The 13,943-nt window shown below is 45.3% G+C and carries 18 protein-coding genes; 4 read left to right on the top strand and 14 right to left on the bottom strand.

The window, feature by feature from the left end; translation table 11 throughout:
• Nucleotide 1: 1 nt before the first annotated feature.
• The 9 genes from AYW75_RS03685 to AYW75_RS03645 form a co-directional block, all read right to left on the bottom strand.
• A complete protein-coding gene (locus tag AYW75_RS03685) occupies nt 2-1,384 on the bottom strand; it encodes a DNA cytosine methyltransferase (RefSeq protein WP_067095555.1) in 1,383 nt (460 codons plus the stop codon).
• Entirely contained in the window at nt 1,384-2,364 is a 981-nt protein-coding gene (locus tag AYW75_RS03680; protein ID WP_067095553.1) for a phosphoadenosine phosphosulfate reductase family protein, read from the bottom strand. Before AYW75_RS03680 ends, AYW75_RS03685 begins: the two co-directional genes overlap by 1 nt.
• Nucleotides 2,365-2,607, bottom strand: a complete 243-nt coding sequence (locus AYW75_RS03675; RefSeq protein ID WP_067095550.1) for an ogr/Delta-like zinc finger family protein — start codon at nt 2,605-2,607, stop codon at nt 2,365-2,367.
• Complete coding sequence (locus tag AYW75_RS03670; protein WP_067095547.1) at nt 2,591-4,459, bottom strand: replication endonuclease; 1,869 nt, start codon at nt 4,457-4,459, stop codon at nt 2,591-2,593. Before AYW75_RS03670 ends, AYW75_RS03675 begins: the two co-directional genes overlap by 17 nt.
• A complete protein-coding gene (locus tag AYW75_RS03665) occupies nt 4,449-5,000 on the bottom strand; it encodes a hypothetical protein (RefSeq protein WP_067095544.1) in 552 nt (183 codons plus the stop codon). Before AYW75_RS03665 ends, AYW75_RS03670 begins: the two co-directional genes overlap by 11 nt.
• A gap of 128 nt (nt 5,001-5,128) precedes the next feature.
• Nucleotides 5,129-5,428 carry a hypothetical protein gene (locus AYW75_RS03660; protein WP_067095542.1) on the bottom strand — a complete coding sequence of 100 codons (300 nt, stop codon included), beginning with the start codon at nt 5,426-5,428 and terminating at the stop codon, nt 5,129-5,131.
• Nucleotides 5,419-5,676: a hypothetical protein gene (locus tag AYW75_RS03655; RefSeq protein WP_067095539.1), complete on the bottom strand. Its 258-nt coding sequence runs from the start codon at nt 5,674-5,676 to the stop codon at nt 5,419-5,421. The genes AYW75_RS03660 and AYW75_RS03655 overlap by 10 nt, the downstream gene beginning before the upstream one ends.
• A gap of 3 nt (nt 5,677-5,679) precedes the next feature.
• The gene (locus AYW75_RS03650; RefSeq protein ID WP_067095536.1) at nt 5,680-6,132 is read right to left on the bottom strand and encodes a phage regulatory CII family protein; all 453 of its coding nucleotides are present in this window, start codon (nt 6,130-6,132) and stop codon (nt 5,680-5,682) included.
• Between the two features lie 27 nt (nt 6,133-6,159).
• Nucleotides 6,160-6,360 (bottom strand): Cro/CI family transcriptional regulator, encoded by a 201-nt coding sequence (locus AYW75_RS03645; RefSeq protein WP_067095533.1) that lies wholly within the window; start codon nt 6,358-6,360, stop codon nt 6,160-6,162.
• A 113-nt stretch (nt 6,361-6,473) separates the two neighbouring features.
• Between AYW75_RS03645 and AYW75_RS03640 the strand changes: the two genes are divergently transcribed.
• The 4 genes from AYW75_RS03640 (at nt 6,474) to AYW75_RS18745 (ending at nt 8,038) form a co-directional block, all read left to right on the top strand.
• Nucleotides 6,474-7,118 carry a LexA family protein gene (locus AYW75_RS03640; RefSeq protein ID WP_067095530.1) on the top strand — a complete coding sequence of 215 codons (645 nt, stop codon included), beginning with the start codon at nt 6,474-6,476 and terminating at the stop codon, nt 7,116-7,118.
• 121 nt (nt 7,119-7,239) lie between these two features.
• The gene (locus AYW75_RS03635; RefSeq protein ID WP_067095527.1) at nt 7,240-7,587 is read left to right on the top strand and encodes a hypothetical protein; all 348 of its coding nucleotides are present in this window, start codon (nt 7,240-7,242) and stop codon (nt 7,585-7,587) included.
• A 40-nt stretch (nt 7,588-7,627) separates the two neighbouring features.
• Entirely contained in the window at nt 7,628-7,825 is a 198-nt protein-coding gene (locus tag AYW75_RS03630; protein WP_067095524.1) for a helix-turn-helix transcriptional regulator, read from the top strand.
• A gap of 75 nt (nt 7,826-7,900) precedes the next feature.
• Entirely contained in the window at nt 7,901-8,038 is a 138-nt protein-coding gene (locus tag AYW75_RS18745) for a hypothetical protein (protein WP_156490800.1), read from the top strand.
• Between the two features lie 100 nt (nt 8,039-8,138).
• On the opposite strand, the gene AYW75_RS03625 is transcribed toward AYW75_RS18745, so the two are convergent.
• From AYW75_RS03625 to AYW75_RS03605, 5 genes are all read right to left on the bottom strand, one after another.
• Nucleotides 8,139-9,212, bottom strand: a complete 1,074-nt coding sequence (locus AYW75_RS03625) for a hypothetical protein (protein ID WP_067095521.1) — start codon at nt 9,210-9,212, stop codon at nt 8,139-8,141.
• Between the two features lie 140 nt (nt 9,213-9,352).
• Nucleotides 9,353-9,691, bottom strand: a complete 339-nt coding sequence (locus AYW75_RS03620; RefSeq protein ID WP_067095519.1) for a hypothetical protein — start codon at nt 9,689-9,691, stop codon at nt 9,353-9,355.
• Between the two features lie 30 nt (nt 9,692-9,721).
• Nucleotides 9,722-10,693, bottom strand: a complete 972-nt coding sequence (locus AYW75_RS03615; RefSeq protein WP_197478893.1) for a hypothetical protein — start codon at nt 10,691-10,693, stop codon at nt 9,722-9,724.
• Between the two features lie 679 nt (nt 10,694-11,372).
• Entirely contained in the window at nt 11,373-12,560 is a 1,188-nt protein-coding gene (locus AYW75_RS03610; protein ID WP_067095512.1) for a tyrosine-type recombinase/integrase, read from the bottom strand.
• Nucleotides 12,561-12,973: 413 nt separating this feature from the next.
• Entirely contained in the window at nt 12,974-13,939 is a 966-nt protein-coding gene (locus tag AYW75_RS03605; protein WP_067095508.1) for a PDR/VanB family oxidoreductase, read from the bottom strand.
• Nucleotides 13,940-13,943 lie beyond the last annotated feature (4 nt).

Below are 13,943 nucleotides of genomic sequence, written 5' to 3'. Positions count from 1 at the left end.
CCTACGCTGCTATTTCTATGCTTAATGGCTTATAGTTTGATGCCGCCAATGCTTGTGCCAGTGGCGGACAAACAGCATTACCACAGCGTGCTACTTGGTTGGCTTTCGTTAATTTTTTGCCTTGGCTGTCGTGACTTATTTTGTAATCGTCAGGAAAGCCCATCCCCTTAAAAAGCTCGTATGGCTCTAACATGCGCAAGCCAATATCAATAACTTGGTAAGCTGTACCCTTTACCATGACCAGCCCGAAACGATCCCGCGTGGTAATGGTATGCAAGGGTTTATCAATTTCTTGAGCGCTTCCCGTTCCGTAATATTCGATAAGAAATGCACGCACTTCGCCAAGATGAAAACCACCGGCGGAAATGGTGTGCAAAGGCTCGTTAGTGCTGTGACCAACATTGTCTCCGCGAAATTTCACTATGTGGCTAGTCACCAAGGCAAAATGACCGCCTTTGACTTGCGCGCAAATCGTGCGTAATGGCTCGTCTATCGCCATGTTTCTTTGGTGGCTTGCATTGGCGTACTCGGTAATAAAACTAATTTTGGTAGGGTCCGGCGCAAGAAATGGCGTATCAGTGAAGGCGAATTTTTCCAAGCCTTTGGCGATCCGTTTCAATGAGTTTTCAGCTAGCGGCTTTTTTCTTCCAAAGATCGACCTTACGGGCAATGTCCAGTCGATGATATCTGCCGCCGTTTTATATGGCTGCAACCCTTCGCCGTGCGTTGGTTCTGGCCATACGATTGGCTCACCATCTTTACGGGCAATCAAAAACAAACGACTTCGCGTTGTTGGTACGCCATAATCACATGCTTTCATTACTCGCCACTCCACCTGGTAACCCAAGCCATCTGCAATTTTAGATAAATCAAACTTGTCACCTAGCGCGTGCTTTACGTCTTCAATGCTTGGATGATCCAAAGCAAGCCCCGTTGTCAGTGCGGATATGAACGCTTTAAAGGTTTCGCCTTTTCGCTTTTTGCATGGTTTCCCATCCACAACAGGCCCCCATGTTAGAAACTCTTCTACGTTTTCAAGTATGAACATACGAACAGGCACCGACGCAGCCCACCGAACAGCGACCCACGCCAACCCGCGAATATTATTGTTTACTGGCGTTGCACCTTTTGCTTTTGAAAAGTGTTTGCAGTCTGGTGAAAACCACGCCAACCCAACCGGGTGACCATCACATGCCTCTACAGGGTCAACATCCCATACAGATTCGCAGTAATGGCGTGTTTCTGGGTGATTCATCTTGTGCATATCAATGGCCGCTTGGTCGTGGTTTATTGCAATATCAACATGGCAATTTAAACCAACCTCTAGCCCCGTACTTGCACCACCACCGCCCGCGAAGTTGTCGACTATGATTTCTCGTTTCATTAGTGTTTTACCTCTTCAAACAAGTCTTGCTGCACTTCTTTTTTCTGTGGTGTTGGCATGTACTTCACGCCGATAAAGTCTAAGGCTTCATCCATGCCCAGTTTGTTTATGCAGTAGTTCCACAGCTTCGGGTGGGTGATGGCCATACGCTGAAATCTGTTTTCGCCTTTTTCTAGGTGGGCACCGTAAGCACAGAACATGCAGCCGGCGCGCTTTTCACCTTCAACAAAAATGCCGTTCACGTAGCGGTCGTTGTAGACCTCGCAGTACTCAACATTGAACTTGCGGATATAGGACCATACATCGTCTTCAGTCCAAGGCAGCATCGGACGTGATTGCGGATCTTTACCATCAAAAGAGTTGCAGGTTTTCATCATTCCACGACGCCCCCCCTCAGATGACATAACGCCACTGTAAGGCATACGCCCCGTTTCGCGACGGTAACGGCGGAATGGCTCTTTCTTCAATGAGTCGCAGCAACTGGCCGTAACTTTAAACGGCGCATCAATCAGCTTTTTCCAGCGCTCTGGCAATTTACTACCTTTAACAAACACACCATCACGCCTAAAACCCGTAAGATACAAATGACGTGTAGCCGCGTTACTTGGCTTTGGATCATAAAAACGGCTTACCATTTCAGATACTTTCTTACTGATCAGCGGGAAACCATCTTCTAGCACCACTTCACGAAACGTCTTTTTAGGCCGCATAATGACGACAGGATAACCCTGCTTTTTCTTGCGCTTAACAAACTGCACAATTTCGGGGTACTCAAGCCCCGTGTTTGAAAATACGGCTGGCACCTCTGGGTAAATTGACCAGACCAATTCGGCCAACACGGTTGAATCCTTACCGCCAGAAAACGATATATAAACCTGCCCCTCCCAGTGCTCGTACCATTCAATGATCCGCTGCTGGGCTAGGAAAATTTTCACCTCTAAATCTGTAACGTCTTTATCTGTTGCTATTAAATTTTCCACCTACACCCCCAACTTCATTTGTTCTTGTTCCACCAATGCTTTGGCCATTTCCATGACGGTGGGCTGTGGTGGGTTTACGTAGTGTTTGAAATAGGCGCCGATCACCGAGCGAGCACCACAGCGGCCAAGGCATTGCACGTATAGGTCTTTTACGAATACGTCTTTCAGCCCATCAGACAAATCATTGCTGTTGGTTATCACCGCTTTGCCTTTGCAATGCGGGCATTCAATGCGAAATGCCATGTACCACCTCCGGTAAAACATCTGGGTTTAGGGCGTGGGCGGCAAACGCCCTAACTCTGTCCTCGGGCAACCGGTAAACATCGGGTTTATCCGGTTTTGATACGGGCGGTTTCTTACTCCCCCGACGGGGCTTTAAGACCTCCGTACAGTTATTGACACGAGTCCAAGAAGAGCCGGCTTCGCCGCTCTGTAAAAGATCAGACCCTTTGCGCTGCACGGTCCATTCATACAGTCGGGTTTCCACCACATCGATCAGCGTTTCAACACCTTTTATTGATTTGGTGATCTCGCCATACTGGTTTTCTTCGTTTTCAACGTAGTGCGTTTTTAAGGTTTGATTGCGGCCAGCGAATGGACCGCCCATCAGGTTCATGAATTGTTTCCAGTCGGCGCGGTTGGCCGCGTGGTAAATGTCGATACAGGATGTCGGTGCGTTGTCGATTTTCAGGCGGCGCAGTTCACGCCAAACGGTAACAGAGACACCACCTAGAAACTGAAACTGTCGGATACGGTGACGACGCGCCCAAGCGGTGATGCGCTCGGCGGCTTCTTTACCGCTTTTGTTGGTTTCGATATCGCCGTCGATGTACTCACCATCGATATTTTTGGCAATGTATTTGGCGATGTATCCCACCGCAGAGCCTTTGCTTTTGTCGATGTCTTCGATGGTGACGCGGTGTTCTTCCGCGCCTTTTTCGTCACGGTCTTCACGCATAAAGTATTCAGTAAAGGCCGCGACCATGTCGTCGCGCTGCTCTTTATTGATAAACAGTAACAAGTGCCAGTGTGGTGTACCGGCGTGATGTGGCTCTACTGCCCTCATGCCATAAAATAGGATGCCGTGGCGTTTGCAGTAGGAACGAAACTGGGCAAAGGTTTTGACCATGTATTTGTTGGCGTCGCGGGCAGTTGGGCAATCCGCATTAAAAAACTTGCTGTTGAATTGGCCAGACGTGTGCACGGGGTGAAATTTAGATGGGCACGTTGCTGTTAGAAATACTGCGACATGCTCCATTTCATCGGCCAATTCCTCACAACCACGCAAGCGCACCATCAATTCATTGCGGCGGTTAACCGGATTTGAGACGCCCTTGTCTGATAATTCAGCCAACGTAAACGCTTGATCGAAGTCGTTAACGGCTTCCATGCTCTCAAGAAACGCGCGGTTGTCTTCTTTCTGTTTGCGAAATTTGTTTAGCGTCCAGCTGGATACATACGGCGATGCCTTGCGGTGTACTTCACCGCATTCGCGTAGGATGTTTTCAACTGTCGTCCATTGCTTCTTTGCAAGACGCACCCACCATGCTGGCGTGATCATGCGTGCCGCCATTCCGACGATGCGCTCTTGGTCGTCTTGGCCGTCAAATTCATGACCCGCTTCACGCAGTTCAAGGCATACGAATTCACGTGCTTTTTCTTCGCCAAGCTCCAACGACACACGCATCAAATCCACTTCGAAACGCGTGCTTTTTTGCTCAGCCCAGCTCGACAGCTCTTCACCGTCTAAACTGGTGATTATTTTGTCACACCAGCGCATACGCTTAACGACTGTGCGCAGCCATTCCATTGCAGCCGCTTCATTTACCCGTTTAGCAATTCGCGCCGCGTTGCGCGCTACCGTTGGGCGTAGAAATGAGATTTTATTCAATAGCTGGTAACGCTCAATACGATTCTTAAGCCATTCATTCGCCTTGATGTAACCGATGGATTCATCCAGTTCAACCAGCTTTTCACGCAAGACCTTCGCGTCATCTGGATAAACATCTTTCAGCAAATTGTTACGCCAACCCTCACACTGGTACGGCATCATCACATAAGAAGGCGCTGGCGCATTAAGTAAATCAAGCTGCATATTCAACGCCCCCTAGTTGGGCAATTTGAAGACACGTCGATTGATAGGCCGAATGCCCAGCGAACAACCCCGCTAGGTTTTTGAGCACATCGAGCTTTTCTTTTAATCGCTTCGCCGCGACACTGCTGGCCCACGACTGGGTAAGGTAAGGACCGATCACATCAGCCATCGTGCCTTTATCGATCAATAAGAATTGATTAAGACGAACGTCCACTGCAGCGCTGACCATGTCTGACAGCATATTGAGTTCGTAGACACACAACTCTATTTTTGCTTGCGCGCCGATGTCGAATGGGTAACCGCCTTTTTGAATGCGGTCAGTACGAAACGAGCGCTTTTGGTCGATCTTGTCCAGCGTTGTCATAGGGCTCCAAATACACACGAAATCCATACCGGGGTGCATGCCACGATCAATCTCATGGCAGGTGTACATTTTCATCCAGTGTCGTGCGACCTGACGGCAAATGTTTAATTCGGCCGTTTCAAACGTGAATAAAATGGCCTGTGGCTGCTTTAATTGAGTTGCTGGATTGCTGGACATGACGCGCTCCGTGTGTGGCTTGGTGTTCTGCGATGTAATGTGCGGCGAGGTGTTTGGCGATGGCTCGCGGCGGTTGGTGCAAGATGAAGGCTGCTAGTTGTAAGCGGCTTTCATCTAGCGGCGTATGGTTAGAATGGGATCTGCACATCGTCATCAATCTCCAACGAATCGCCATCCGAAAAGCTTTCTATCTCCGCTATCCACTCTCGATAGCTCGCGTTGATCTCTTGCCCTTCACTCTCTAGAAGGACAAAGGCAGACTGGCAATCTGGGCAACGCTGCATATCGTCTTTCACGTCAGTGCATACGATCAGATCAAGGCGTTTACCCACCCAATCGCAACTCATACATTGCATGGACTGATCCAATTCAGCTTGCACGGCTTCAAACGACATAATTTCTTGATCACGGTTTGGGCTTATAGGCATAAAACACCCCGCTCGGCTTCTAGCTCGCGTACACGAAGTTTGGTATTAGCCAGCTCACGTTCTAAGCGACTTAGGCGCTTGCCGTGCTTTTCTAACGTTTGCTGGTTTTCTTGAATGTCACTTTCGTGTTTTTTTATCTCGTTAGAAAACGCACTGTTTATGATTTCAACAGCCGTCAATGCAACACCGCGCAAATCAGAATCAAGGCCATTTAAGTAAGCTTGCAACTGTGGGATTTGATCTTTCATCGACTAGCCCTTATTACTCGTTATGTAAAGAACCGGCGCGGCGGCTAATACCGACCCGCGCAGCGTTTCTAATGAGGCAATCGCTTCACTGATTTCACGCAACAGCTCTGACTTTTCGCGCTCTGTTAAATGCCCATCGGCCAAGGCCACTTGAACAGCAGCAACCACATCACCGTTTTCTTTCGTGGCATTTAGGGCACATTCAATAATGCTGGCCGGCTTGTCTTCGCAGACGTACACGTCAAGCATCGTTTTCATCGCCACAGCCAATGAATGGTTGCCAGTAAGCAGTTGAATTGAATACGCCTCGCGTACCGTCAGTTTGTGAAACTCTGAATTTGGGTTGGCTTTGTTGATCAGCGTTTGGTGAGACATGCCCAGTCGGTCGGCAATCTGCTTGGCTGTCAGCTCGGATTTATGCACGATGTCGTGCGTTGCTTGGTCTAGTTGATCCATGGTTTTTGCTCCCCAGCTAAAACGTGGCTACGCCGCCGCGATGGCGGTATCTTTTTGGTATAGCGATTCGTCGTACGTAAGTTGGCCTTTTGTAAGACGCTCCAACTTGAGCGCTTGCTTTTCTGGAACACGCTCAGGCCATGCCGACACGTAAGCGCGAGTAACCCCCAAAGCGCGCGCAACCGCTGACTGACTTCCGAAGTGCTCAACAACAATTTTCTTAAACATTTACACCCCCTGATAAAACACAACTAATGCTTTCAAAAGTGGACACTAAACGTTATCAAATGAACTGTCAACAAATGCTAGCATTGAGTTTTCATTTATTGACGGAGACTGACATGACTCCAGGCGAACGAATTGCTCTAAAAAGACGAGAAAATAATTTTTCACTAAGAGAGCTAGCTAGAAAACTTGGTGTTTCTCCTACTACCGTCACTCAGTGGGAGCGAGATAGAAACGCTCCAAACGGAAGAAACATCAACGATCTGGCAAAGCTATTTAACACAACACCAACATGGATACTTACAGGGAAAGATTACGCCTCAACGGTGCTAAATGTCGCCGAGGCACCCGCCCAGTACAACACAAAATCTCTTCCGGTATTAAGCCATGTACAAGCAGGCGCATGGACTGAGGCCATTGATTTCAATACATTAGGCGGTGATATTGAATGGGAAGATGCACCAAGAAGCGCTAGCGATAATGCATTTTGGTTACGCGTTGTCGGTGACAGCATGACAAGTGCTAGCGGCCTCAGTATCAACGAAGGCATGTTAATTTTAGTTGATCCAGAGCTACCACCCGAAAACGGCAAACTGGTAGTGGCAAAGCTAGAAGGCACAGATGAGGCCACTTTTAAAAAGCTCGTCATTGACGCAGGCATGAAATTTCTAAAGCCTTTAAATCCTACCTACCCAACCATTCCAATCAACGGCAACTGCCAAATCGTTGGCGTCGTTAAAGAAGCAAAAGTTAAGTTATAAGACTATTTGCTAACAAAAGAATGTATTCAAAAGTTGACATTCTTTTTTTTCGCCTATACTGTGCTCATAAGTTGACACTTCAGGACAACCCCGAACACTAACGGACAGATAGGGACGAACCATGATACAGACTCTTAAACCCGAAAACCTTTCTCTACTCAAAGCCGCTCGAAATAACGAGTGCTTTCAGGAATACGCAACCAGCCTCATCGACCCAAGCTTTGCTGGCCATGTAGCAGAATTCTTTGCCACTGACCGCAACGCAGATACCCAAGCCTTTCAGGATTTATCCGCCGATGCGATCTACTGCACCTGGTGGCTATTCGTTGCTTACACACTAGAAACCAACCCAATGTCGATTTACTGCGCTTTGCTTCTGAGCGGAGAATGCCGCATCGCTTGGAACCGCTTAGCCCTGATCGCTTTGATCGAAAAGAAAAACCAATTCGCAGAACGTCAATGCGCGTAAGCGTGACATGTCACATTTTTTATTTTTGGAGGAATTAACCATGCAAGCACAAACACAAGCACCTGAACTTTTGAAGATGCCTGACGTGATTCACATGACCAGCCATAGCAAAACCACAATCTATGACTTGATTAGAAAAGGGGAATTTCCTGCTCCGGTAAAGCGTGGGCGCGCATCGTTTTGGCGACGCACCGAAGTGCAAGAGTGGGTAAACAGCCTAGCGCCTGCAATGCACTAGGCATAAAAAAGGCCGGCTGGGTATCTGACCTCCCAACCGACCATGACATCAACTAAACCAAGCAAGGTAAGCATTATGTCTGAATTCGATTATAGCGTTATCCGTTCCACAAAGTTAAGTGCCTTCGGAAAATTACCCGCCGACCTACGCGCCCGATACCTAAACACCTGCCCACGCAGCGTGCGTGTGGCATTAAGCAAACTGACTTACTAACACTGTTTATTCCCCAAGCGCCTACGGGCGCTTTTTTTGAACCAGTCTATACAACCACTAAGTAAAACCCTTTCTTTAGAAGAGGCAATCCATGATTTGACTATTTTTTGGAGGAATTAATAACATTAGCAATCCCCTCTAGTCCTTCGAAAAATGCAGGTGCTGGATTTCTAGCATCATTAATTTCTGAAAATACAACTTTCTCAAACATTGCCAAAGCCTCTTTATCTTCCTTTTTAATATCTTTTGAGTATTTAATGTAGTCCTCTATAAAACTACACAACGTAACTCTCAGTTCCATCTGCAAAATCTCTGGTTTTAGCTCATTATAATTAGAAAGAATAATTCTAAAAAAGTAGATCATTGTAAAGGACAGTGTCAGCATCGGTGCTGTGACGTATAGAACTTTAACCCCTAGATCATCCAATGAATTCCAGAGAAACATTAATACAATCATCACAGGAACCATTATAAGAATCCCCATCACAAATAAGTAATTGCTCATATCATTTGACTTCTTTTTTTTCTCAGAGAGAATCCTTTCGAAGCCATGACTCAGAGCCATAAAATTGTATTCTGATTTAAGATTATCTATACGCGATTCAAGGCCCTTAATCTGCTCTATATTGTTACTCAAGGAAGAATTATAACCATCTACCTTACTTTCAATCTCCAAAACATCTTTAACATTTGAAGATTTAGTCAATTTCAATAGATAGCTCATCACAGTAGAAGGAACTGTCAATGAATACCTATCAATAATGCGTTTAGTAGGTTCAGAAAAGCTAAAAGATACAACCTCTACACTACTTATAAAGCTATCTAATTCATAAGGTCCCTTTTGGACTATTAAAAACTCTAAATAAACTGGAAATAAATCTTTAAAAAAGTACTCAGGGTTATAACTATCATCATGGTAACTAATACTTTTAAGGTGCTCTATTATCTTAACATTCCCTTTTCTTTCAAATCCTAAATACGATTTATCAAAGTAATCATAATTAGACTGAATATCTCTAAGGATATTCAATATTATCTCATTAAACTTTTTTTTATGTTCCTTTTTTTCAGGTTCATTTTCTTTTGAAATGTTCTTTCTTCGATTCAGCTCTAATGCGCCGATATAATTAGAAATTTGAACATCATGTTCAGCTAAAGTTATTTCCTGCCCCATTCTTCATCCTATAAATTTCATATAATACATACTAAATATTAAAAACTTTATATCATTCTAGTAGAAACAAAAAACCGCTACGAGAGCGGTTTCCCTACTACGACAGCAAGTTGATGACCTGACTGCAACACAACTTTATGTTAACGCGATGGGTACGGGTCATAACACTCAATTATGAATACAGGTACATCTTCGTACACTTTCGTTATCGGGACATATACCCCTTTGTACATCCTGACCACCATGGCCGTTGGGATGGTTTCTAGAAGCGGCTCCAGTATTTCAAGCGCTCCCTGAATCCTCATGTCTGTCTTGCCATTCTTGAACACCAACTCCACACCATCATCTGACGCTTTAATCTGGGATAAGTTAGTACAAGATGGCCCAAACTCGAAGTCTGTTAGCATCATATCGTCCATACCGAGTGTTGCATGATCTGCTAACCAGACCAAACGGTTATAGAATGCTTGGAGTCTCATAAAATATAATCCTTTAGAAGAGGCATTAACTTATTCGTAAGGCAATTCGCCAAACAAACCTATCATTAGATCACTCTCTAGTATCTCGAATGGCAATTCTACGTATTCACTAGGATGTCTCGGCTTAGCAGGATCATCATTAGGGGCATTCTTAGTATGCCCAGTTACTTTCTGGCCGTTTTCCTTTATGTAGGGAAGTACAACTATCCTTGCATGATTCTTAGAGACTATTGTCCCTTCTTTCCATAAAGTCTTTTTGCTGGATTCACTAGGAACACCATTAGACTCTTTAATAACCCAGCCGACACCGTTACCTTCCTCAAACCAGAAAACGTAGTCTCCGACTAAAAGTATCTTTTTGCCCTCTCTTTCTGCGTCCACCAACATTCGCTTAACGCTTGCAAGCTGAAGCAACTCATTTGCACGAGGAAGCAAATCTTTTCTTATCGCTGCTTTCGTTTTTCCCCAGTGATCCGTTCCTGAATATCCAAAGCCTCTTGCAATTTTTTCCTGATAAGCATATTTAGCTGTTTTCTTATCCGTCTTACAACAATACCAAATCCCATTTGGTTCTTCTTGGCACAGTGTCATTCCGTACTTAGCAAGTCGAACAATGGATACATACGGAAACTCTAGTAGTTTTTCATATAGGGCATCTGAAATCACCTGACTAGGCTCATGCAAAGCGATATTAACCTTTGCTATTTCTGTATTACCGCGCCTTTTTTTCGCCTCTTGAAGCATTAAGTACTCTTCATCCATCAGCCTTTGCTTAGCCATTAATGCTTTTTCAGCTTTCAAAATTAGAGACTGTTTTTCAGAATCAGGAAGATCTAGACCATTGGCTACTGAATCGATACAAATATTCTGGGACTTGGCTACCTTGACCGCTTCTAAGTAGTCTTCATAAGAATCACCACAAGCATGTCCTGGACTGTGTGAGCACTCAACAGTTCTGCTTATCCAGAGTAATTTCTCTCCATTCCATTTAAGTTCATACATAAGAAAATGCCCTGGCTTTTCTAGCCATGGCACTGGCCACATTCCAAAACAAGGATATGTATAACTGGGTATCTGACTTAAAAGCACAGTTAATCCCTCAACATTTAATGATAAGTGCTAGAGCAAAAAGGTTAGCACATTTGCAATGCGCCAATTCCTTTTTAGCAGAATACAGGCACAAAAAAACCGCCAAATAGGCGGTTTCATGTGATGCAAGATTGACGGTCTTACATCATGTGCGCAATGCACCATACGTAGACAATGGTGATTTTACGCTCATTTTTCAAACATATCCAATCAACAATTGATCATAACTTTGCCGATAACATAGAATAGCAGCGTTTACGTTTGAATGGCTCAGCCGACAGTTAAATAGATTACTACCGTGTAGACGGTAAACAATCTCAAACCAACGATTTTTCGCTTGGGGAGACACCCCTAACCTAGTCTGACAGCTAGCTGGCAAAAAGGGATTTTTAACTGTCGTGTGCTTTGCACCATATGTAGATGCTGGAGTTTGGAAGGCCAGATAAACATTCCCCAGACGGCACCTAGGATAATGAGGTGCTTATGCGAGATATCGCTGTCCTTGTTCTGGAATTGTCGATTGAAGTTGTAAAGCTTCTTAACACTATCTTTAGCAAGTAAAAGAACAGGCCACCCCTAAGGGGTGGCCTTTTTATTGGACATTAAGAATGTCAGCATGTTTGAACTGCAAAAGAAACTTAGACCATTCTTTCATCATAGCCTTTCTCTCTTCCAAGTATTCCGCATGATTGTATGCGCGGCGCTCGCCTTTTCGCTCTTGGTGTGAAAGCTGTTTCTCTATCAGGTCTTCACGATACCCCATTTCATTTAGAAGTGTCGATGCTGTTGACCTGAAACCGTGACCACTGAACAAGCCACCAAATCCCAGCCGCTCTATCACGGCATTGATGGTGGTTTTGCTCATTGATCGCTTTGAATCACGTACGTTTGGAAACATTAATTCGCGGCGCCCTGTGTATTCGTTTAATACATCTAACATTTGTTGAACCTGGGGCGTGATTGGCACAATATGCTTTGCTCCCTTCTTCATCACATCTTCCGGAAAGATGATCAGGTCGTCTTTGATCCAATCCCAACGCATCAACACTAGCTCTTTTGTTCTGACGAATATATGGGCCATGATGTAGACAGCAATAATGGTGACAGGAAAGCCGTTGTAGTCGGCCATTTTTTCAAAGAAAACAGGCATGTCTTCACGCTCTATCGGCGGGTTGTGTCGGACTTTTCCACGCTTGAGCGCACCGTATAAAAATACGGTTGGGTCAGATTCGATCATCAAACGAGAACCCGCATACTTGAACACTTGCCCCATAAACTGTCTGGCCAGTATCGCAACAGTTGGAGCATTGCGCCCCTCGATGCGGTCTATGATTTCAAGTAAATACGGCGCCTTGATTGTAGCAATCGGCATATCACCAATGACCGGAAAAACATCATCACGCATGACGGTTTGCCATTGATTCGCGTAATGCGCGCTTTTCGCTTTGAAGTTTCTATCGAAGTAGGTTTGTGCAACGGCTTTGAAGGTGTTGTCGTACTGGGATTGCGCTTTGATAGCGTCAGCACGTTTTTCAATATTGGGACTTAGACCTTTAGCTAACTGCTCCGCTATTCTGTTGCGCTCGTTGCGAGCCTCGTATAGTGAAACAGTCGGGTATTCTCCGATGGTGTAGACGTTTTCCTTGCCACGCAGCTTGTAGCGCACCCGCCAGAATTTACGCCCCGTTGGCTTAATTTCTATGTACAGTTTGTCGCCATCACGAACACGGTACATCTTTTCTTTAGGCTTCAGAGACTTAACTTTAAGGTCGGTGAGCATTTCGGGTACTCTTGCTTGGTTTTAACGATACCCGCTACCATACCCGCTAGTCACTTGGCTTTCAACGAACTAACGCGAACGACACCGAACAATCAAACCCTTTAAATTCAATGACTTAAATACCACCTCGGACATTCCCGAACCCCCAAACACCCCGATGATGATTATCGATCATCAGAACCATAGAGTTTTAAACCACTGAAATGTGAAGCTTTTTTGATAGTCAGCTCAATGGTTTCCTCTACTTTCCCTTACGGATTATTAATGGAGGTATTTTGAGCTCGCACAATACTACATGATTGTCATATTGCGCGCCATGCAACGGGGGCATTCGACACAGCGGTATAGTGCCTAAACAATAAGCGCCGGAGTTAAATCCAGCGCTTTGTTAGAGTCTAATAGGATGAATGCGTTTATAAGTCCAGTTCGATGACATCGCCGGCATTTTTTGCGCGAGAGCAGCAGGTCAGCATTTGTTTGCCATCTGCTTTTTCTTGTTTGCTTAAGAACACATCACGATGCTCAATATCACCACTTATCACGTTCGTTAAGCAGGTACCACAAACCCCTTCACAACATGAAACTGGAACAAAAAGAGCGTGCTCTTCCAAGACATCACTAATGGATTGGTTTGCAGCAACCTCAAACATTTGACCGGTACTAGCGACTTTCACTTGGAAAGCATGATTATCACCCTGATCAATATCCAAGGCAGGCGCGGCAAAGAATTCACGATGCAGCTTTTCCTCAGGCCAATTCAATGCCTCCGCATGCTCTAATACACTAGAGATAAACTCGGCAGGACCACACACATATAAATCGGAATCTGCAACATGCTGACTAAGAACCGAACGGACATCCATACGCCCAGAGGTTTGCGGCTCACCACTAAAGTGAAACTGCATTTTATCAGCAAACGAGGCTTGTTTAAGAGTGTCACTAAATGCTGCTGTACGTGGTGACTTACCACAATAATGAAACTCAAATGGCGTGCCTGCACATTGAAGTGTTTGCGCCATCGGTAGCAATGGCGTCACACCGATCCCCCCAGCGATCAGAAGGGACTTGGCTTCTTTACTGCGCAATGGAAAATGATTTTTAGGTTCACTGACTTGAACCACATCCCCAATAGTTAAAGCATGTACTTCTGTAGACCCACCTCGTGATTGCGGGTCTTTTAAAACCGCAATTTCATAATAGCGTGGATCCGATTGCAAACGGCACAACGAATACTGTCGTATCAAGCCGCTTGGCAATCTGATGTCTATGTGGGCACCCGCCTCAAATGCAGGCAGCGCCGTATCATTAGCTTTACCCAGTACCAAACGCACAACTGCTGCAGCTTCATCCACTTTATTTAATACTACGACTTCAATCATGATA

The sequence above is a fragment of the Marinomonas atlantica genome, from assembly GCF_001639725.1.
Lineage (GTDB): Bacteria > Pseudomonadota > Gammaproteobacteria > Pseudomonadales > Marinomonadaceae > Marinomonas > Marinomonas atlantica.
Note: the sequence above shows the minus strand (reverse complement) of the source record. Positions and strands in the feature narration are given on the sequence as shown.